The organism is Microbacterium trichothecenolyticum (genome assembly GCF_000956465.1).
Taxonomy (GTDB): Bacteria; Actinomycetota; Actinomycetes; order Actinomycetales; family Microbacteriaceae; genus Microbacterium; species Microbacterium trichothecenolyticum.
On record NZ_JYJA01000028.1, the window covers coordinates 120,368 to 139,773 of the forward strand.

The following is a 19,406-nucleotide window of genomic DNA, read 5'->3' on the forward strand; positions in this document are numbered from 1 at the left end:
GACACGCCGATGGCGGTTGCCGCGCCCCGGAGTGTCTCGGCGACTCGAGCAGGCGGCACTGCGGGGCAGGCGCGCGGGCGCGTGCGAGGGACGGATGCTTCGCCGCTAGGCTTCGAGCGTGCTCACGCTGCTCATCCGCGCCCTCATCTTCCTGGTCTCGGCGGCGCTCGGACTTGTCGTCGCCGACCTGATCCTGCCCGGCTTCTACCTCCACTGGAACGACTGGTGGGGGATCCTCCTCGCCGTCGTCATCTTCGCCGTGCTGCAGAGCGTGCTCGCGCCCTGGCTGTTCAAGATCACGCGCCGGCACGCCAACGCGCTGATCGGGGGCATCGGACTGCTCTCGACGTTCGTGGCCCTGCTCATCGCTGTGCTCATCCCTGCCGCGGGTATCGGCATCGACGGCCCGGTCGCCTGGATCATCGGGACGCTCATCGTGTGGCTGGTCACCGCGCTCGCGACGTGGCTGCTGCCGCCGCTGTTCATCAAGAAGAAGGTGCAGGACCGCCGCGGCTGACGTCCGAGGATAGGGATTCCTCCCGATCCCGACCAGCCGCCTCAGTCACGAGGCTGGTGGGATGATAGGCGGTATGCAGATCGGCCGGGTGCCCCTCGTCGGCCGCCAGGCGGACCTCGACGCGCTGCGCGAAGAGGTCGACGCCGTCGGCGCGGAGGGCCGCGCCGTCGTCGTGTCGGGTGATGCCGGGATGGGCAAGACCCGCCTGCTCCGCGACTTCACCGAGAGTCTCGACGGCGCCGTCGTCGTGCGGGGAGCCTGCGTCGACTCCGGTTCGGGGCCGGCGCCGCTGACGGCGATCACCGACCTTCTGCGCGACCTCGTCGACGCGCTCGGCGTGGAGGCGGTACGCGAGGCCGCCGGCCCGGGCGCGGACGCGCTCGGCGTGCTCGTGCCGGCTCTCGCCGACAGCGCCGGCGACGCCGAGCGGCTCGCGGACGTCGTCGTCGAGCTGTTCTCCCAGCTGGCCCGCACGCACCGGCTGGTCGTCATCATCGAGGACCTCCACTGGGCTGACAGCACGACGTGCGACATCGCGGCGCGGCTCGTCCGCCGCGCGGCCGCGCTGCCTCTCTTCGTGCTGCTGTCGTACCGCACCGACGACGTCGGGCGGGCGCATCCGCTGCGTCCGGTCCTCGCCGAGCTCGATCGCGCGCGCCTGCTGACGCACCGTCCCCTCGCACGCCTCAGCCCCGCTGAGGTCGGCGCGCTCGCCACCGCCGTGCACGGCGATGCGCTCGCACCCGGTGTGCTGAACGACATCGCCGCTCGCAGCGAGGGGATCCCGTTCTACGTCGAAGAACTCGCGAGCTTCTCCGGCGCCCGGCTTCCGGTATCGCTGCGGGACGTGCTCCTGCTGAGGTACGAGCGATTGGATGCCGAGGCCCGCCGCTTCGCACGCGTGCTGGCGACCGGCGGTGTCGAGGTGGCGCACCCTGTGCTGCGCGATGTGTTCGCTGACGATGAGGCGGCCCTCGAAGAAGCCGTGCGCAGCGCGGTCGACGCGCAGGTCGTCGTCATCCGCGAGGATGCCTACGCGTTCCGCCACGCGCTCATGCAGGAGGCGGTCTACGCAGAGCTCCTCCCGACCGAGCGGACGCGGCTGCACACCGCGTACGCCGTCGCGCTCGAGAACTCGGCTCCGACGGCGCGCGTGCTCGCCGACATCGCCCACCACTGGCGCGCCGCGCGCGTGCCCGACCGCGCCCTGGCTGCCGGGGTGGCGGCGCAGCGCGCCGCGAGCGTCGCCTCGGCGTGGTCGACGGCGGCGGAGGCGGGGGAGCGGGTGCTCGAGCTCTGGGACGCGGTTCCCGAGCCGGAGGAGGTGTGCGGGATGCCGCGCGCCGAGGTGCTGCGGCGGACCTCCGCGGCGCTGGTGTCGGCGAACCGGAACGATCGAGCCCTCGCGTTCGCGCAGGAGGCCGTGGCGCTGTGGCCCGCGGACGACGTCGTGGGCCGCGCCGAGATGCTCGGAGACCTCGCCACCATCGAGTTCCAGGCCGGGGTGTCGGACGGGATCGAGAGCATCGAGCAGGCGCTCGCGATCCTCGGCGACGATCCGCGCCACGGCGTGCAGCGCGCCGGACTGCTGCTCAGCTCGGCGCGCGTGCACATGCTCAACGGGCGCCAGGTCCTCGGCGACGAGGTGGCCGCGCAGGCGCGCGCGACGGCACAGATGGCGGAGTCGGCCGGCGACCCTGCCGCGGCCGAGATCGTGGCGCAGGCTCTGCTCATCTCCGCGACCTGCCGCGCCAGCATCGGCGACGTGCGCGGCGTCGCGCTCTTCGACGAGGCGCGCGGGTACTCGACCGGGTTCGTGCGCGCGATGATGCGCTACTACATCAACTACTCGAACACGCTGATGCAGGTCGGGCGGTACGACGACGCGGTCGCGGTGGCGCAGGAAGGGCTGGAGTACGGGCGATCCCACGTCGCCGACGTGGGGCCCCTGGTCATGATCGAGGCCAACGTAATCGAGGCCCACATCTACGCCGGACGCCTCCGCGAGGCCGAAGAGCTCGGGGGACTGCTGCCGCTGGTCGAACCGGGGCTCTACTCCGCGTTCCTCCGTGAGCGGCTGGTCTGTCTCGCGATCTGGCGCGGTCGCATCGACGGCGCCGAGACGGCGCTGGAGGCGGCACGCCTCGAGCTTGACCGGTTCGGCGCCTACGAGTATCAGACGCGGTTCGGCATGGCTTACGACCTCGGCGAGCTCGCCCTCGCCCGCGGCGATGCGCACGAGGCGCTGGCGCACGCTCGCCTGGCGTGGGAGACGCCCGCCGGCGGCGTGCTCGCCCTGCCGCTGACCGCGATCGCGGCCCGGGCTGCCGTGATGCTGCGCGAACGCGGAGACGACACCGACATCGAGCCCTACCGTGAGGTGCTGGCGACCTTCGAGGACTGGCCGGTCACCCCGTTGTGGGCAGCGGTGTTCGCCGCCGAGCTCGGCGAGGGCCCGTGGGCGGCCGCGATCGACGCGGCGGGTCCCGCCTACATCCGCGCGTACGCACGATTGCGGCACGGCGAGACGCTGCTTGCGGCGGGTGAGCGCACCGCAGCGAAGGAGGCGCTCGCCGCCGCCACCGCGTACGCCGAGGAGCTCGGGGCGGACGGACTCGCCGCGCGCGCTCACGACGTGATGACCGATGCCGGCCTCGGCGAGGTCGCCCCGCGCTCGCTGCTGACCGCCCGCGAGGAGCAGGTGCTCGAGCTGGTCGCCGAAGGGCTCAGCAACGGACAGATCGCGCAGCGGCTCTACATCAGCGTCAAGACGGTGTCGGTGCACGTGTCGGCGATCCTGCGCAAGCTCGACGCGCCTTCGCGCACCGCCGCCGCCGCCATCTACCGTCGCAGCGCGGCGTAGACCCGGCCGGACCCGCGGCGCCGCGCCAGGCCGCGGCATCCGTCATCCCGGCCGCGTCAGATGTGGTACTCAGGCGTCGTGAGCAGGGCGCGGGTGTCGTCGCCGACACGGCGGGCGCGCGGCTTCGCGGGCACGCCGACCAGCACGCTGTCGGCGGGGGCGTCCTTGGTCACGACCGCGTTCGCGCCGACGACGGATCCCGCGCCGATCGTGATCGGGCCGAGGATCTTGGCGCCGGCGCCGACGGCGACGCCGTCCTCGATCGTGGGGTGGCGCTTGCCGCCCTCGCGCTGGCGGCCGCCGAGCGTGACGCCGTGGTAGAGCATGACGTCGTCGCCGACCTCGGCGGTCTCGCCGACCACGACGCCCATGCCGTGGTCGATGAAGAAGCGGCGGCCGATGGTGGCGCCCGGGTGGATCTCGATGCCGGTGAGCCACCGGGTGATCTGGGATCCGGCGCGCGCGACGAAGCGGAGGTCCCGGGTCCACAGGGCGTGCCACACGCGGTGCGCCCAGATCGCGTGCAGGCCGGGGTACAGCACGGCGATCTCGAGGCCGCCGCGCGCCGCGGGGTCGCGGAGCTTCGCCGCGGCGATGTCCTCCCGGGCCCGGGCGAAGAATCCGATGCGCTCGTCGGTCACTTGGTCTCGGCCTCCGGCTCGCGCAGGTGCTCGTAAAGCGCGGTCGACAGGTATCGCTCGCCGGAGTCGGGCACGATCACGACGATGCGCTGCCCGGCGGCCTCAGGGCGTGCAGCGATCTGCAGCGCCGCCCACACGGCTGCACCGGCCGACATCCCGGCGAGGATGCCCTCGCGGGTGGCGAGTTCGCGCGCGACCGTGATGGCGTCGTCGAACTCGACGTCGAAGATCTCGTCGACGACCGATCGGTCGAGCACCTCTGGGACGAAGTTCGGCCCGATGCCCTGGATGCGGTGGCCGCCGGCGCGGCCCTCCGTCAGGACGGGGGAGTCCTTCGGCTCGACGAGGACGATCTTGACGTGAGGGTTCCGCTCCTTGAGCACCTGGCCGACGCCGGTGATCGTGCCGCCGGTGCCCGACCCCGCGACGAACCAGTCCACGCGGCCCTCGGTGTCGCGCCAGATCTCCTCGGCGGTGGTCTTGCGGTGGATCGCGGCGTTCGCCTCGTGCTCGAACTGGCGCGCGAGGATCGCGCCGGGAGTCTCGGCGACGATGCGCTGGGCGGTCTCGACCGCCTCCGTCATGCCCTTGTACGGGTCGGTGAGCACGAGCTCGGCCCCGAAGGCCTTCAGCAGCGTGCGACGCTCCTTCGACATCGACGCGGGCATCGTCAGGATGACGCGATACCCGCGCGCGGCGCCGATCAGCGCGAGCGAGATGCCCGTGTTCCCGCTCGTGGACTCGACGATGGTGCCGCCCGGCACCAGCTCTCCGGCCGCCTCTGCGGCCTCGACGAGCGCGTAGCCGAGGCGGTCCTTGACCGAGGAGCCCGGGTTGTAGAACTCGAGCTTCGCGAGCACCTCGGCGCCGAGGCCCTCGGTGAGCGCGTTCAGCCGCACGAGCGGCGTCTCGCCGAAGGCGGTGGTGATGTCGGAATGGATCCCGGGCACGTGGTGCTCCCTCGATTAAGGCGCTGCGAACGACGACGGCGCGCCGACGCCCCAGGAAGGTTGAGCCGGCGCGCCGTCGTGACGACTCAATCTTCGCGCAGATCCTCGTAGAGAGCGGTCGACAGGTACCGCTCGCCGAACGACGGGACGATGACGACGATGTTCTTGCCGGCGGCCTCGGGGCGTGCAGCCACCTGGAGCGCCGCCCAGATCGCCGCGCCAGACGAGATGCCGACCAGGATGCCGTCCTGCGCGCCGACGGCGCGTGCCGTCGAGATCGCGTCGGGGAACTCGACGTCGATGACCTCGTCGATGACGCCCTGGTCGAGGATCGCCGGCACGAAGTTGGGGCCGATGCCCTGGATCTTGTGCGGGCCGGGCGTGCCCTTCGTGAGCAGCGGCGAGTCGGCCGGCTCGACGGCGACGACCTTGGCGCCGGGCACGCGCTCCTTCAGCACCTGGCCGACTCCGGTGATCGTGCCGCCGGTGCCGATGCCGGCGACGAAGTAGTCGATCTGGCCATCGGTGTCGCGGATGATCTCCTCCGCGGTGGTCTTGCGGTGGATCTCGACGTTCGCCTGGTTCTCGAACTGGCGGGCGAGGATCGCGCCGGGGATGGCGGCGACGAGCTCCTCGGCCTTCGCGATCGCGCCCTTCATGCCGCCGGCGGGGTCGGTGAGCTCGAGCTCGGCGCCGTAGGCCTTCAGCAGGAGGCGGCGCTCGATCGACATCGACGAGGGCATCGCGAGGACCACGCGGTACCCGCGCGCCGCGCCGACCATGGCCAGCGCGATGCCGGTGTTGCCGCTGGTCGCCTCGACGATCGTGCCGCCCGGCTTCAGCTCGCCCGAGGCCTCCGCGGCATCGACGATCGCGATTCCCAGACGGTCCTTCACGCTCGAGGCGGGGTTGTAGAACTCGAGCTTCGCCAGGACGTTCGCGCCGGCACCGTTGGTGACGCGGTTCAGGCGCACCAGCGGCGTGTTGCCGAATGCGGACGTGATGTCGGGATGGATGCCGGTCATGTCGGGACCTTTCGCGGGTTCTCGGCTGAATCGAGCACCAGCCTAGGGGGAGGTGTTTTCCGTGAGTCCTTCTGTGACGAAAGGGTGGCGGGCACGCGGTACCCTCCCGTGCGCCTCGCACGGAGCCGGCCCTAAAGTGGATGCGGTCATGGCTTCTCCCGACGAATCCCCCCTGCTCTCCGATTCCCTCCGCCGCGCCGCCGCGCGCCTGGCCGAGGTCGGCGTCGCCGATCCGTACGTCGACGCCGAGCTGCTGGCCGCCTTCGTGCTCGGCTCCGGGCGCGGGGGAGTGCAGGCCGGCGCGATCCGCGGCGATCGCCTCACCGCCGCCCAGGCCTCCCGCCTCGACGAGCTGGTCGCCCGCCGCGTCACTCGCGAGCCGCTGCAGCACATCATCGGGACCGCGCCCTTCCGCCACCTGGAGCTGCGGGTCGGCCCCGGGGTCTTCGTGCCGCGTCCCGAGACCGAGGTGGTCGCGCAGCTGGCAATCGATGCGCTGCGGGCCGCGGCATCCGCGTCTCCCATCGGGGTGGATCTCGGCACCGGCAGCGGTGCGATCGCCCTCGCGATGGCGACCGAGGTGCCGCATGCGCGCGTCTACGCTGCCGAGAACTCGGTCGACGCGTTCGTGTGGACGAAGGAGAACTTCGCGAACGTCGGCGCCGACAACGCCTCGCTCGCGTTCATCGACCTCGCCCACGCGTTCGGTGAGCTCGACGGCACGGTCTCGGTGGTGGCATCCAATCCTCCGTATGTCCCGGATGCTGCGATCCCGAGGGATCCGGAAGTCCGCTTCTTCGATCCGCCCGCGGCGCTGTACGGGGGAGAGGACGGTCTCGACGTCGTCCGCGTGCTGAGCGGGGTGGGCCTGCGCCTCGCGCACCCCGGCGGCATGATCGTGATCGAGCACGGCGAGTGGCAGGGCGAGGCGATCCGCGGGATCCTCGAGGCCGACGGCTGGCGCGCCGCCTCGACCCACCCCGACCTCACGATGCGCGACCGCGCGACCACCGCCCTGCATCCCTGATCGCCCGTCCCGGTCTCGGAGCGTTCGTCCGGGGCCGCGCAACTAGACTTCCTCTGACATGTCCCCCATCTACGACTGCCGTGACGAGGCGCAGCTGCTCACCGGCATGCGCCAGGCGCGCCAGGCCATCGGCCGCGGCGAGCTCGTCGTCATCCCCACCGACACCGTGTACGGCGTCGCCGCCGACGCCTTCGACCACGCCGCCGTCGCGCGCCTGCTCGCTGCCAAGGGCCGCGGACGCCAGTCGCCGCCGCCCGTGCTCGTCGCAGGACTCACGACGCTGCGCGCGCTCGTCGCCGAGGTCCCCGAGCCCATCGAGCGCCTCGTGGAGGCGTACTGGCCGGGAGGCCTCACCATCGTGCTGCCGTCGCAGCCGTCGCTGTCGTGGGATCTCGGCGAGACCCGCGGCACGGTCGCCGTGCGCATGCCCGCGCACCGCATCGCCCTCGAGCTGCTCGAAGAGACCGGTCCGCTCGCGGTCTCGAGCGCCAACCTCACCGGCATGGCGGCCGGCATCACCGCCGAGGACGCGGAAGCGATGCTGAAGGACAGCGTCGCCGTCTACCTCGGCGATGGGCCGTCCAAGACCGGCATCCCCTCGACGATCATCGACGCGACCAGCCTCGTCGTCGGCGACGCGCCCCTGGTGCGCGTGCTGCGCGACGGCGCGGTCAGCCGCGAGCAGCTGCGCGACGTGCTCGGCGACCTCCTCGAGCCCGACCCGGGCTCCGAGCCCGACGCCGACGCCTCCGGGCCCCCGGGCCCGGCTCCGGCCGACGAGGCTGCGGCGCCCGAGGCGCCGGAACCCGACCGCTCGTGAAGCAGTACGTCTTCACGATCCTCCTCACGGCGGCCGTCACCTTCGTCCTGTCGTGGGCGGTGTGGCGACTCAGCCTCAAGTACAAGCTGTACCCGGGCATCCGCGAACGCGACGTCCACAAGACCCCCACGCCGCGCCTCGGCGGCATCGCCATGTTCATCGGCGTGCTGGCGGCGTTCGCGGTGTCGTCGCAGCATCCGTATTTCTCCATCGTCTGGGCGCAGCCCCAGCAGATGTACGCACTGCTCGGCGCGACCGCGCTCATCGTCGTGATCGGCGTGCTCGACGACCTGTGGGACCTCGATTGGATGATCAAGCTCGGCGCGCAGTTCCTCGCGGCCGGCGTGATCGCGTGGTTCGGGCAGCTCCAGATCTACACGCTGCCGCTGGGCGGCATGACGATCTTCTCGAGCTGGGCGAGCTTCACCCTCACCGTGTTCTCGATCGTCGTCGTCATGAACGCGGTGAACTTCATCGACGGCCTCGACGGCCTCGTCGCCGGCGTGTGCCTGATCGCGAACGCGGTCTTCTTCGCGTACTCCTACATGGTGTTCCGCGACATCGGCTCGAGCACCTACTTCACGCTGTCCTCGCTCATCGCCGCCGTGCTCATCGGCGCGTGCATCGGGTTCCTCCCTCTCAACTGGAGCCCCGCGCGCCTGTTCATGGGCGACGCCGGGGCGCTGATGCTGGGACTCTTGATGGCGTGCTCGGCGATCTCGATCACCGGCAACTTCGACCCCGCGATGATCGCCGACAACGACGCGTTCGGCCGCTCGCAGCTCCTGGGTGCGTTCATCCCGATCCTCTTGCCGGTCGTCGTGGTGCTGCTCCCGCTGCTCGACTTCGGCCTCGCCGTCGTGCGGCGCATGAGCCGAGGCAAGTCGCCGTTCTCGCCCGACCGCAAGCACCTCCACCACCGCATGCTCGATATGGGCCACACAGATCGTGACGCCGTGCTCATCTTCTACGCGTGGACGGCGCTGGTGAGTCTGTCGGTGCTGCTGATGTACATCGGCACCACCCTGCAGTGGCCGGGCGACTATCTGTTCGGCGTGTTCTACGGCATCGTCGGCATCGCCGCATGCCTCGTCGTCACGCTTCTTCCCTCACACCGCCGGCCCGTCTCCGCACCGGCGGCCCCCTCGGCTCCCGGACCCGAACCGCAGCCCGATCCCGCGCCCGCACAGGAGGACGCCCGATGAGCACCAGCCCGAATCCCCGCACCCCGATCTCCAGCACCCCGATCCTGCGCACCGTTCTCGTGTGGTCGGGCACGGTCACCGCCATCCTCGCGGTCGTCGGCGCGGTCGTCGGCTTCCTCGTCGCGGGCACGACGGGCCTCTGGAGCGCCCTGGCCGGCGTCCTGGTCGCCGCGGTGTTCCTCGGCATCACGGGGGCGAGCATCCTCATCGCGAACCGCTGGTTCGGCGACCCGCTCTACGTGCCGATCTTCTTCGGCATCGTGATGGGCGGGTGGATCCTCAAGTTCGTCGTGTTCATCGTGATCCTCCTCGTCCTGCGCGGTCAGCCCTGGATCGAGCCCAGGGTGTTCTTCGTCGCAGCGGTCGTGAGCGTGCTCGCCTCGCTGGCCGTGGACGTCGTCGTCATGGTGCGGATGCGGGTGCCGCACGTCAGCGATGTGGAGCTTCCGACCGACCCCGACGCGGGGGACAGGCGCGACGACGAGTCCGACGGATCCTGATCCGCCGCCGCGCGGATTCAGCGACCTCACAAGTTTGATAGGCTGAACGAGCGCCCGCCCACTCGCTCAGCGAGTACTTGCGGAGTGACGCTCATCGACCATCGTCGCAACGGTTCTCGACCGGTGCCCCGAAGCTGGAGCCAGCGCTGTCTATTCATGCTGCGACCCTGATCGCCCCCTTTGCCACGGATGAACCGCCCGTCTTCCACGGGCCCTCGATCGATGAGTTCTTCCCCGAGGTGCTCTTCAATCTGGCGGGTGTTCCGATCACTCGGATCCACCTCATCCAGTTCCTCGCCACGATCGCCGTCGTCGTGATCTTCTGGCTCGGCACGCGCCGCATGCGCGTCGTACCGGGTCGCTTCCAGAGCCTCGTCGAGATGGGACTGGACTTCGTCCGCGTCAACATCGGCGAGGACCTGCTCGGCAAGAAGGACGCCCAGCGCTTCCTGCCGATCCTCACGACGCTCTTCTTCATGATCCTGTTCATGAACATCACGGGCATCATCCCGTTCCTGAACATCGCCGGCACGAGCATCATCGCCGTGCCGCTGACGCTCGCGGTCGTCAGCTACGTCACGTTCATCTACGCCGGCATCAAGAAGAGCCCGAAGAACTTCTTCAAGAACTCGCTCTTCCCGTCGGGCGTGCCGTGGCCGATCTACATCATCGTCACGCCGATCGAGCTGATCTCGACCTTCATCATCCGGCCGGTGACGCTGACCCTCCGACTCCTCATGAACATGATGGTCGGCCACCTGCTGCTGGTGCTGTTCTTCGCCGCCACGCAGTTCTTCATCTTCGACCTGGGCGGCTGGTGGTCGATCCTCGGCGCCGGCAGCCTCGCGTTCGGCTTCGTCTTCACCCTGTTCGAGATCCTGGTGGCTGTCCTCCAGGCCTACGTCTTCGCCCTTCTCACCGCGGTCTACATCCAGCTCGCGGTCGCCGAAGAGCACTGATACGGGACGGCTGGAAAGCCGCCCACAACTGAAAGGAAACACCCCCGTGGACGCAACTACGGTTCTCGCCGAGGTCACCGGATCCATCGCCACCGTCGGTTACGGCCTCGCCGCGATCGGCCCGGCCATCGGCGTCGGCATCGTCGTCGGCAAGACGATCGAGGGCGTCGCCCGTCAGCCCGAGCTGGCCGGCCGCCTGCAGGTGCTCATGTGGATCGGTATCGCCTTCACCGAGGCGCTCGCCTTCATCGGCATCGCGACCGGCTTCATCTTCGGCTTCTGACCGCGAACACCCAGTCGTAAGGAGACAGGATGCTGCACGCTCTTGTCACGTACGCCGCGGAAGAGGGTGCGGAGGCGCACAACCCCCTCCTCCCCGCGTGGTACGACATCATCTGGTCGTCGGTGTGCTTCATCGTCATCCTCGTCATCTTCTGGAAGGTCGCCCTTCCCCGGATGAAGAAGCTGCTCGACGAGCGTTCCGCCGCGATCGAAGGCAACATCGCCAAGGCCGATGAGGCCCAGCGCAAGGCCGAGGCTGCACTCGAGGAGTACACCTCGCAGCTCGCGGACGCGCGCAAGGAGGCCGGTGAGATCCGTGACGCCGCCCGTGAGGACGGCAAGAAGATCGTCGCCGAGGCCAAGGAGACCGCATCCGCGGAAGCCGCGCGTCTCACCTCGACCGCGCACGCCCAGATCGAGGCGGAGCGCCAGACGGCTCTCGTGTCGCTGCGCAGCGAGGTAGGCACGCTCGCCCTCGACCTCGCCGGCGGCGTGATCGGCGAGACGCTGTCCGACGACAAGAAGGCTCAGGCCGTCGTCGACCGCTTCCTCGCGGAGCTCGAGGAGTCCGAAGGGGCCAAGGCGTAATGGGCAGCGCGACCACTCAGGCCCTGGCGGCGACGACGGCGGCGCTGCGCGCCGCGTCGGGCGTCGACCTCGACGTGGCCGGCGAGCTGTTCGCCGTCGCGCGCGCCGTGGGCGACTCGTCGCAGCTGAGCGGCGCGCTCGCCGACTCCGCCGCGTCGGCCGAGGCCCGCCGCAAGGTCGTCGCCGACGTGTTCGGCGGGGCCGTGAAGCCCACGACGGCGTCGCTGCTGACGACCGCCGTCGCTCAGCGGTGGTCCTCGTCCGACGATCTCGTCGACGGCATCGAGGAGCTCGCCGTGCGCGCCGTCGCGGTCGCCGACGCGAGCGCCGACGTCGAGGCCGAACTCTTCGCGTTCACGCGGACCGTCGCAGACAATCCCGAGCTCGAGCTCGCACTGGGGAGCCGGCTGGGCGACTCCGCCGCGAAGGGCACGCTCGTCGAGAAGCTGCTCCAGGGCCGTGCGAGCGCAGGGGCGACGCTGATCGCGTCCGCTCTCGTCCGTCAGCCCCGTGAGCGCCGCGTGCGTCAGCTGCTCGCGCGCGCGACCCGGCTCGTCGCCGACCAGCGCAACCGCGCGGTCGCCACCGTCGTGGCGGCGGCTCCGTTGAGCGCTGCGCAGAGCGAGCGACTGGCCTCCGCCCTCACCAAGCGCTACGGCACGCCCGTCTCGCTGAACACCATCGTCGACCCGACCGTGGTCGGCGGCCTGCGCGTGCAGATCGCCGATGACGTGATCGACGCGAGCGTGTCGGCGCGTCTGGCCGACCTCCGTCAGCGGCTCGCCGGCTGACACAGACTTCCCGCGCAAGCGGAGATTTCGGGGCCGAGGCCCCTTGAACGAAGGAAAACAATGGCAGATCTCTCTATCAGCCCCGATGTCATCCGTGACGCGCTGAAGGACTTCGTCGCCGCCTACGAGCCCAGCGGGGCTGCGGCCACCGAGGTCGGCACGGTCGTCGACGCCGCTGACGGCATCGCGCACGTCGAGGGCCTTCCCGGTGTCATGGCGAACGAGCTCGTGACGTTCGCGGACGGCACGCAGGGCCTCGCGCTGAACCTGGACGAGCACGAGATCGGCGTGGTCGTCCTCGGCGACTTCTCCGGTGTCGAGGCGGGCCAGCAGGTCACCCGCACCGGCGAGGTGCTCTCGGTGGCCGTCGGCGACGGCTACCTCGGTCGCGTCGTCGACCCGCTCGGCAACCCGATCGACGGTCTCGGCGAGATCGCCACCGTCGGCCGCCGCGCCCTCGAGCTGCAGGCGCCGGGCGTCATGCAGCGCAAGTCGGTGCACGAGCCGCTGCAGACCGGCATCAAGGCCATCGACGCGATGATCCCGGTCGGCCGCGGCCAGCGCCAGCTCATCATCGGCGACCGGCAGACCGGCAAGACGGCCATCGCGATCGACACGATCATCAACCAGAAGGCCAACTGGGAGTCGGGCGACGTCAGCAAGCAGGTGCGCTGCATCTACGTCGCTATCGGTCAGAAGGGCTCCACGATCGCGGCCGTCAAGGGCGCCCTCGAGGACGCCGGCGCGCTGGAGTACACGACGATCGTCGCGGCTCCCGCCTCCGATCCCGCCGGCTTCAAATACCTCGCGCCGTACACCGGCTCGGCCATCGGCCAGCACTGGATGTACGAGGGCAAGCACGTCCTGGTCATCTTCGACGACCTGTCGAAGCAGGCCGAGGCCTACCGCGCCGTGTCCCTGCTCCTGCGCCGCCCGCCGGGCCGCGAGGCGTACCCGGGTGACGTCTTCTACCTGCACTCGCGTCTGCTCGAGCGCTGCGCGAAGCTGTCCGACGAGCTCGGCGCCGGCTCGATGACCGGTCTTCCGATCATCGAGACCAAGGCCAACGATGTCTCGGCGTACATCCCGACCAACGTGATCTCGATCACCGACGGGCAGATCTTCCTCCAGTCCGACCTGTTCAACGCCAACCAGCGCCCCGCTGTCGACGTCGGCATCTCGGTCTCGCGAGTCGGCGGCGACGCCCAGGTCAAGTCGATCAAGAAGGTCTCCGGCACGCTCAAGCTCGAGCTCGCCCAGTACCGCTCGCTCGAGGCGTTCGCGATGTTCGCCTCCGACCTGGACGCCGCTTCGCGCCGCCAGCTCGCCCGCGGTGCGCGTCTGACCGAGCTGCTCAAGCAGCCGCAGTACTCGCCGTACCCGGTGGAGGAGCAGGTCGTCTCGATCTGGGCCGGCACCAACGGCAAGCTCGACTCGATCGAGGTCGAGGACGTGCTGGCGTTCGAGCGCGAGCTGCTCGACTACCTGCGTCGCAACACCACGATCCTCGACACCCTGCGCGACACGAACGTCCTCGACGACGACACCGTGGCCGAGCTGACGAAGAAGACCGACGAGTTCATCCTCGAGTTCCAGGCCGGCAAGGGCCAGTCGATCACCAAGCCCGGCCACGAAGAGGTCGCGGCTGCGCAGGCCGACGACGTGAACCAGGAGAAGATCGTCAAGGGCCGCCGCTAAGGCGGGCCTGGGCTAGCAGACATGGGCGCACAACTCCGGGTCTACAAGCAGAAGATCTCTTCTGCTCAGACGACCAAGAAGATCACGAAGGCGATGGAACTCATCGCGGCTTCGCGCATCCAGAAGGCGATGGCGCGTGTGCGCGCGTCGTCGCCCTTCGCGCGAGCCGTGACGCGTGCCGTCTCCGCCGTGGCGACGCACTCCAACGTCGACCACCCCCTGACCCTCGAACGAGAGACGATCCGCCGCTCCGCGGTCGTGATCTTCTCGTCCGACCGCGGTCTCGCGGGCGCGTTCAACTCGCAGATCCTCCGAGAGGGCCTCGAGCTCGCGCAGCTGCTGCGCGAGGAGGGCCGGGAGCCGGTGTTCTACCTGGTCGGTCGCAAGGCCGTCGGGTACTTCCAGTTCCGTCGCATGCAGAGCGCTGCGGAATGGACGGGCGACACCGACACCCCGCACTTCACAACGGCTGAGGAGATCGCGGCGACCCTGCTCGACGCGTACGACCGCGGCGGCGAGGAGAACGGCGTCGACGAGATCCACCTCGTCTACAACCGCTTCGTCAGCATGATGACGCAGACGCCCGAGACGGTGCGCCTGCTTCCGCTCGAGGTCGTCGAGGCCGAGGAGTCGTCCTCGGCCGCGGTGTACCCGCTGTACGAGTTCGAGCCGGACGCCGAGACCGTGCTCGACGCGCTCCTGCCGGTGTACATCCAGAGCCGCGTCTTCAACGCCCTCCTGCAGTCGTCGGCCGCGAAGCACGCCGCGACGCAGAAGGCGATGAAGTCCGCCAGCGACAACGCCGACAAGCTCATCACCGACTACACGCGCCTGCGCAACAACGCGCGCCAGGCCGAGATCACGCAGCAGATCGCCGAGATCGTCGGCGGCGCCGATGCGCTCTCGTCCGGCAAGTAGCGCTGCGACATCAGACCACACGAAAGAGAAGAAGCCATGAGCCTCACCGCTGACAAGACCGAGACGGCGGTCGTCGGGCGCGTCGCCCGCGTCACCGGCCCCGTCGTCGACATCGAGTTCCCGCACGACTCGATCCCCGACATCTACAACGCGCTGAAGACGACGATCGTGATCGGCGACGACGCGTCCGAGATCACGCTCGAGGTCGCTCAGCACCTCGGTGACGACCTCGTCCGCGCCATCTCGCTCAAGCCGACCGACGGCATGGTCCGCGGTCAGGAGGTGCGCGACACCGGCGGCCCCATCACGGTGCCCGTCGGCGACGTCACCAAGGGCAAGGTGTTCAACGTCACGGGTGACGTCCTGAACGGCGAGCCCGGTGAGACCATCGAGATCACCGAGCGCTGGGGCATCCACCGCCAGGCGCCGTCGTTCGACCAGCTCGAGTCGAAGACCGAGATGTTCGAGACCGGCATCAAGAGCATCGACCTGCTCACCCCGTACGTGCAGGGTGGGAAGATCGGCCTCTTCGGCGGTGCCGGCGTCGGCAAGACCGTCCTCATCCAGGAGATGATCCAGCGCGTCGCGCAGGACCACGGCGGTGTGTCGGTGTTCGCCGGTGTCGGCGAGCGCACCCGTGAGGGCAACGACCTCATCGGCGAGATGGAGGAGGCGGGCGTCTTCGACAAGACCGCCCTCGTCTTCGGTCAGATGGACGAGCCGCCGGGGACGCGTCTGCGCGTCGCCCTGTCGGCGCTCACGATGGCGGAGTACTTCCGCGACGTGCAGAAGCAGGACGTGCTGCTCTTCATCGACAACATCTTCCGCTTCACGCAGGCCGGTTCCGAGGTCTCGACGCTGCTCGGCCGCATGCCGTCCGCGGTGGGCTACCAGCCGAACCTCGCCGACGAGATGGGCGTCCTCCAGGAGCGCATCACCTCGACGCGCGGTCACTCGATCACCTCGCTTCAGGCGATCTACGTCCCCGCCGACGACTACACCGACCCGGCTCCGGCGACCACGTTCGCGCACCTCGACGCCACCACCGAGCTCTCGCGTGAGATCGCGTCGAAGGGTCTGTACCCGGCCATCGACCCGCTGACGTCGACGAGCCGCATCCTCGACCCGCGCTACATCGGTGAGGACCACTACCGCGTGGCCACCGCCGTGAAGCAGATCCTGCAGAAGAACAAGGAGCTGCAGGAGATCATCGCGATCCTCGGTGTCGACGAGCTCTCGGAAGAGGACAAGATCGTCGTCGCCCGTGCGCGCCGCATCCAGCAGTTCCTCTCGCAGAACACCTACATGGCGAAGAAGTTCACCGGTGTCGAGGGTTCGACGGTCCCGATCAAGGAGACCATCGAGTCGTTCGACGCGATCGTCAAGGGTGAGTTCGACCACGTCGCCGAGCAGGCCTTCTTCAACGTCGGCGGCATCTCCGACGTCGAAGAGCAGTGGGCGCGCATCCAGAAGGAGAACGGCTGATCATGCCGCTCAAAGTGAGCCTCGTCTCCGCGGACGCGGAGGTCTGGTCGGGAGAGGCGTCGCTCGTCGTCGCCAAGACCGTCGAGGGCGAGATCGGCTTCATGACCGGTCACGAGCCGGTGCTCGCGATCCTCGCCGAGGGTCAGGTGCGCATCACCGAGACCTCGGGCACGAAGATCATCGCCAACGCGCAGGACGGGTTCCTGTCGATGGAGGGCGATGACCTCACGATCGTGGCCGGAAACGCCGCACTGATCTCCTGATCAACCATCATTCGCACTCGGCCGGTCCCCTCGGGGATCGGCCGAGTCGTTTCATCCGGCGACTTCGCCCCGAGCCCCGCCACGGAGAGCCATGCTGATCCTGCTGCCCCCGTCCGAGACGAAACGGACCGGCGGCAAGCGCACGCCGCTGGATGCGGCAGGACTGGCGCTGCCGGAGCTGGCGCCGCAGCGCGAGGCGGTCGTCGCGGCCCTCGTCGCCCTCTCGGCCGACGAGGACCACGCCGCACGCGTCCTCAAGCTCGGCCCCAAGCAACGAGGCGAGGTCGCCGTGAACGCCGTGCTGCGCGACGCCCCGACGATGGCGGCGATCGACCGCTACACCGGTGTCCTCTTCGACGCGCTGGATGCAGCATCCGTCTCCGCCGCCGGACGGCGCTGGCTGGGAGCCCATGTCCTCGTGCACTCGGCCCCGTTCGGTCCAGTGGGCGCGCTGGATCCCATCCCGGCGTATCGTCTCGGCGCCGGCACGTCGCTTCCCGGTGTGCCGCCGCTGCGGCGACTCTGGGGCGCCGACGTGACCGCCGCCCTCGCTGCGCTCGACCCGCGCTTCGTGCTCGACCTGCGCTCCGAGGCGTACCTCGGCCTCGGCCCCGTACCGGCCGGCGTCGCCTCCCGGTATGTTCGCGTCGTGAGCGAGGGCGCCGATGGCGCCGTGCGCGCCCTCAACCACTTCAACAAGCATGCGAAGGGTGCGCTCGTTCGCCGTCTCGCCGAGGATCGCCCGCGGATCGGGTCTGCCGCGGCCTTCCTGACGTGGGCGGATGCTGCCGGCCTCCGCGTGCGGGAGTCCGGCGCCGGCGAGCTCGAGCTCTTCGCCTGAGCGCTACGCGGTCGGTGTGCGCACCGCCGAGAAGCGATTGCGGCGGCGCAGCGCGAAGCCGAGACGTTCGTACGCCGCGATCGCGCCGACGTTCGATGCCGCCGCGTGCAGCAGAGCGCGGTCGCCGCGCTCCTGGATGTGGAATGCGACGTCGAGCACGAGGCGCGACGCGAGGCCCTGACGACGGTGGTCGGCGTCGACCGCGACGGCGCTGATCTCGGTCCAGCCCTCGGGGTGAAGTCGCTCGCCGGCCATCGCGACGAGGCGGCCCTCGCGGCGGATGCCGATGTAACGCCCGAGTTCGTACGTCCGCGGCCGGAACGGACCGGGTTGGTTGCGCTCGACGATCGCGAGCATCTCGGGAACGTCGTCAGCGCCCAGGAGGACTGCTTCCGGGTAGGGCTGCGGCCGAAGCGCGTCGGTCTCCACGAGCTGGACCCCCTCGCCCTGGCCGACGACCTCCCAGCCCTCCGGCACGTCGCCGTCGTAGCCCGAGAGCCCGATCTCGGCACCGGGACCCACGAGGTCGATGAGCGCCTGCCACACCGCCGGCTCGTCCCACGATCTCACCGCGACGAACGGCGCGACGTCTTCCGGGTAGCGGCGCACGAGGTCGTCGCCGATCGCGAACGAGGCGTGCGGACCGGTCAGCGAGTGCCAGGGGGCGTTGTCGAGCACGGTGGCGTCGGTGTGCGGGGCATCGAGGATGGGGGCGAGGGAAGCATCGGGCACCCGCCCACTCTGCGCCTGCGGCCCAGTCGGCGCAAATGCCCGGCGTCACCGCACGCAACACGTGCGAGAACGCCGCCCGGTCAGCGCTTCGTGTGCTCGGCGGTGCGCTCGGTGTTCTCGGCGATCGCGATGAGGGCGACGACCGCCTCGATGATGAACCTGAGCAGGATGATCGCGAGGAACGTCACGACCGGGACCACGATGATGGTCGCGATGAGCCCGGTGATGCCGGCGCCGACGTTCAGCCACATCACGGAGATCGCGCTCATGATGCCGCCGACGAAGTACACGATGAAGCCGATGGCGATCGCGATCAGGCCGACGAAGTAGAACACGCTCGCCAGGCGCCGCGTGATGAAGGTGCGGAACGAGAGGTCGAACAGCGCGGAGAAGAACCCTCGGCCGACCTCGTTGACCTCGCCGCGGACCGTCGGGACGCCCGTGTCGTCGGGATCGGCGCCGCGCGCGGCGTCAGCGGCGGACTGCGGGGGCAACGGCGGGGGAGTCGAGGAGGACGGAGTCTGGTCGGTCATGGGCAGCCCTTCGGTCGGGAGTTCTGCTCAGGCTATCCACCGCCGTCTCAGCGGGCCATCCCCTTGATATGGGCCGCCAATGCTGACAGGCAGCTGAGAGCGTCGCTAGCATGTGTCCAGCGGAGCAGGGGCTCCGTGGGCGCGAATCGACACGCCCCGAACCGACTCTCTCGGAGGTCGCTCCACATGGACTACAACGACGGCAGCGGAGCTGGGGCGCTCATCGCCTGGCTCGTGCTCGCTCCCTTCCTCTTCCTGCTCGCGATCGCCGGATACGTCATCGGGTCGTGGTTCCTCATGAAGATCTTCGACAAGGCCGGCGTGCAGGGCCGCTGGCGTGCCTGGGTGCCGGTCTACAACACCCTGATCTTCGTCAAGCTCGGCGACCTCAACCCGTGGTGGCTGCTGATCCTCTGGGGCGGCACCATCGTGCTCGGGTGGGTACCGGTGCTCGGCACCCTCATCGGCATCGCCGCCTTCATCTACACTCTCCTCGCCGCGTGGCGCGTGGGCCTGAAGCTGCAGAAGGAAGCCGTCTGGCTCATCCTCTACTTCTTCCTCGCGATCGTGTGGCTCGGCATCAACGCGTTCGACCGCTCCCGCTGGAACACGGCGATCCCCGCAGCCCCGTGGGCAGGCACCTTCCTCGCCGACAACACGGTGTGGTCGGGAATCCCCGCACAGGTGCCCGCCGGCGGCTACCCCGCCAACCCTGCGACCGCCCCCGGCTACGGTGCCCCCACGGGGTACCAGCCCCCGGCCGGGTCA

General features: G+C 69.8%; 21 protein-coding genes. 16 read left to right on the plus strand and 5 right to left on the minus strand.

Annotated elements, in window-relative coordinates:
- The first annotated feature begins 118 nt into the window (after nt 1-118).
- Together RS82_RS05545 and RS82_RS05550 are read left to right on the plus strand one after the other, a co-directional pair.
- Complete coding sequence (locus RS82_RS05545) at nt 119-517, plus strand: phage holin family protein (RefSeq protein ID WP_045297517.1); 399 nt, start codon at nt 119-121, stop codon at nt 515-517.
- Between the two features lie 73 nt (nt 518-590).
- Complete coding sequence (locus tag RS82_RS05550) at nt 591-3,380, plus strand: helix-turn-helix transcriptional regulator (protein ID WP_045297518.1); 2,790 nt, start codon at nt 591-593, stop codon at nt 3,378-3,380.
- A 56-nt stretch (nt 3,381-3,436) separates the two neighbouring features.
- Here the strand turns inward: RS82_RS05550 and epsC are convergent, their stop codons facing one another.
- From epsC to cysK (RS82_RS05565), 3 genes are all read right to left on the minus strand, one after another.
- A complete protein-coding gene (gene epsC / locus RS82_RS05555; RefSeq protein ID WP_045297519.1) occupies nt 3,437-4,021 on the minus strand; it encodes a serine O-acetyltransferase EpsC in 585 nt (194 codons plus the stop codon).
- The gene (gene cysK, locus RS82_RS05560) at nt 4,018-4,971 is read right to left on the minus strand and encodes a cysteine synthase A (RefSeq protein ID WP_045297521.1); all 954 of its coding nucleotides are present in this window, start codon (nt 4,969-4,971) and stop codon (nt 4,018-4,020) included. Before cysK (RS82_RS05560) ends, epsC begins: the two co-directional genes overlap by 4 nt.
- An 86-nt stretch (nt 4,972-5,057) precedes the next feature.
- Nucleotides 5,058-5,996: a cysteine synthase A gene (gene cysK / locus RS82_RS05565; RefSeq protein ID WP_045297522.1), complete on the minus strand. Its 939-nt coding sequence runs from the start codon at nt 5,994-5,996 to the stop codon at nt 5,058-5,060.
- Between the two features lie 148 nt (nt 5,997-6,144).
- Between cysK (RS82_RS05565) and prmC the strand changes: the two genes are divergently transcribed.
- The 13 genes from prmC to RS82_RS05630 all read left to right on the plus strand — a co-directional run bounded on the left by prmC (nt 6,145) and on the right by RS82_RS05630 (nt 17,373).
- A complete protein-coding gene (gene prmC / locus RS82_RS05570) occupies nt 6,145-7,023 on the plus strand; it encodes a peptide chain release factor N(5)-glutamine methyltransferase (RefSeq protein WP_045297523.1) in 879 nt (292 codons plus the stop codon).
- A 58-nt stretch (nt 7,024-7,081) separates the two neighbouring features.
- Entirely contained in the window at nt 7,082-7,843 is a 762-nt protein-coding gene (locus RS82_RS05575) for an L-threonylcarbamoyladenylate synthase (protein ID WP_045297525.1), read from the plus strand.
- A complete protein-coding gene (locus RS82_RS05580; protein ID WP_045297526.1) occupies nt 7,840-9,048 on the plus strand; it encodes an MraY family glycosyltransferase in 1,209 nt (402 codons plus the stop codon). Before RS82_RS05575 ends, RS82_RS05580 begins: the two co-directional genes overlap by 4 nt.
- Nucleotides 9,045-9,548, plus strand: a complete 504-nt coding sequence (locus tag RS82_RS05585) for a Cg1360 family ATP-synthase-associated protein (RefSeq protein WP_045297527.1) — start codon at nt 9,045-9,047, stop codon at nt 9,546-9,548. Before RS82_RS05580 ends, RS82_RS05585 begins: the two co-directional genes overlap by 4 nt.
- Nucleotides 9,549-9,715: 167 nt before the next feature.
- Complete coding sequence (gene atpB, locus RS82_RS05590; protein ID WP_245619524.1) at nt 9,716-10,507, plus strand: F0F1 ATP synthase subunit A; 792 nt, start codon at nt 9,716-9,718, stop codon at nt 10,505-10,507.
- Nucleotides 10,508-10,553: 46 nt separating this feature from the next.
- Nucleotides 10,554-10,790: an ATP synthase F0 subunit C gene (gene atpE / locus RS82_RS05595; protein ID WP_045297529.1), complete on the plus strand. Its 237-nt coding sequence runs from the start codon at nt 10,554-10,556 to the stop codon at nt 10,788-10,790.
- A gap of 29 nt (nt 10,791-10,819) precedes the next feature.
- Nucleotides 10,820-11,377 (plus strand): F0F1 ATP synthase subunit B, encoded by a 558-nt coding sequence (locus RS82_RS05600; RefSeq protein ID WP_045297530.1) that lies wholly within the window; start codon nt 10,820-10,822, stop codon nt 11,375-11,377.
- Complete coding sequence (locus tag RS82_RS05605) at nt 11,377-12,168, plus strand: F0F1 ATP synthase subunit delta (protein WP_045297532.1); 792 nt, start codon at nt 11,377-11,379, stop codon at nt 12,166-12,168. Before RS82_RS05600 ends, RS82_RS05605 begins: the two co-directional genes overlap by 1 nt.
- 60 nt (nt 12,169-12,228) lie before the next feature.
- Nucleotides 12,229-13,866 (plus strand): F0F1 ATP synthase subunit alpha, encoded by a 1,638-nt coding sequence (gene atpA, locus RS82_RS05610; RefSeq protein WP_045297533.1) that lies wholly within the window; start codon nt 12,229-12,231, stop codon nt 13,864-13,866.
- Nucleotides 13,867-13,887: 21 nt separating this feature from the next.
- Nucleotides 13,888-14,784, plus strand: coding sequence for a F0F1 ATP synthase subunit gamma (locus tag RS82_RS05615; RefSeq protein WP_045297535.1), 897 nt, complete (start codon nt 13,888-13,890; stop codon nt 14,782-14,784).
- A 36-nt stretch (nt 14,785-14,820) separates the two neighbouring features.
- Nucleotides 14,821-16,269: a F0F1 ATP synthase subunit beta gene (gene atpD / locus RS82_RS05620; RefSeq protein WP_045297536.1), complete on the plus strand. Its 1,449-nt coding sequence runs from the start codon at nt 14,821-14,823 to the stop codon at nt 16,267-16,269.
- 2 nt (nt 16,270-16,271) lie between these two features.
- Complete coding sequence (locus RS82_RS05625; RefSeq protein WP_045297537.1) at nt 16,272-16,532, plus strand: F0F1 ATP synthase subunit epsilon; 261 nt, start codon at nt 16,272-16,274, stop codon at nt 16,530-16,532.
- 91 nt (nt 16,533-16,623) lie between these two features.
- Entirely contained in the window at nt 16,624-17,373 is a 750-nt protein-coding gene (locus RS82_RS05630; protein ID WP_045297538.1) for a YaaA family protein, read from the plus strand.
- Nucleotides 17,374-17,376: 3 nt separating this feature from the next.
- Here RS82_RS05630 and RS82_RS05635 read toward each other — a convergent pair whose 3' ends face one another.
- Both RS82_RS05635 and RS82_RS05640 read right to left on the minus strand, forming a co-directional pair.
- Entirely contained in the window at nt 17,377-18,105 is a 729-nt protein-coding gene (locus RS82_RS05635) for a GNAT family N-acetyltransferase (RefSeq protein WP_045297541.1), read from the minus strand.
- A gap of 80 nt (nt 18,106-18,185) precedes the next feature.
- Nucleotides 18,186-18,638: a DUF4282 domain-containing protein gene (locus RS82_RS05640; protein WP_045297542.1), complete on the minus strand. Its 453-nt coding sequence runs from the start codon at nt 18,636-18,638 to the stop codon at nt 18,186-18,188.
- 186 nt (nt 18,639-18,824) lie between these two features.
- Here RS82_RS05640 and RS82_RS05645 point away from each other — a divergent pair.
- Nucleotides 18,825-19,406, plus strand: a 582-nt coding sequence (locus RS82_RS05645; RefSeq protein ID WP_045297543.1) for a DUF5684 domain-containing protein, incomplete at its 3' end; no start/stop codon positions are given.

Coding starts and splice junctions, on each gene's coding strand:
- RS82_RS05550 (WP_045297518.1), top strand. CDS start 591: ATGCAGATCGGCCGGGTGCCCCTCGTCGGCCGCCAGGCGGACCTCGAC.
- cysK (WP_045297522.1), bottom strand. CDS start 5,996: ATGACCGGCATCCATCCCGACATCACGTCCGCATTCGGCAACACGCCG.
- prmC (WP_045297523.1), top strand. CDS start 6,145: ATGGCTTCTCCCGACGAATCCCCCCTGCTCTCCGATTCCCTCCGCCGC.
- RS82_RS05575 (WP_045297525.1), top strand. CDS start 7,082: ATGTCCCCCATCTACGACTGCCGTGACGAGGCGCAGCTGCTCACCGGC.
- RS82_RS05585 (WP_045297527.1), top strand. CDS start 9,045: ATGAGCACCAGCCCGAATCCCCGCACCCCGATCTCCAGCACCCCGATC.
- RS82_RS05600 (WP_045297530.1), top strand. CDS start 10,820: ATGCTGCACGCTCTTGTCACGTACGCCGCGGAAGAGGGTGCGGAGGCG.
- RS82_RS05605 (WP_045297532.1), top strand. CDS start 11,377: ATGGGCAGCGCGACCACTCAGGCCCTGGCGGCGACGACGGCGGCGCTG.
- atpA (WP_045297533.1), top strand. CDS start 12,229: ATGGCAGATCTCTCTATCAGCCCCGATGTCATCCGTGACGCGCTGAAG.
- RS82_RS05615 (WP_045297535.1), top strand. CDS start 13,888: ATGGGCGCACAACTCCGGGTCTACAAGCAGAAGATCTCTTCTGCTCAG.
- atpD (WP_045297536.1), top strand. CDS start 14,821: ATGAGCCTCACCGCTGACAAGACCGAGACGGCGGTCGTCGGGCGCGTC.
- RS82_RS05625 (WP_045297537.1), top strand. CDS start 16,272: ATGCCGCTCAAAGTGAGCCTCGTCTCCGCGGACGCGGAGGTCTGGTCG.
- RS82_RS05630 (WP_045297538.1), top strand. CDS start 16,624: ATGCTGATCCTGCTGCCCCCGTCCGAGACGAAACGGACCGGCGGCAAG.
- RS82_RS05640 (WP_045297542.1), bottom strand. CDS start 18,638: ATGACCGACCAGACTCCGTCCTCCTCGACTCCCCCGCCGTTGCCCCCG.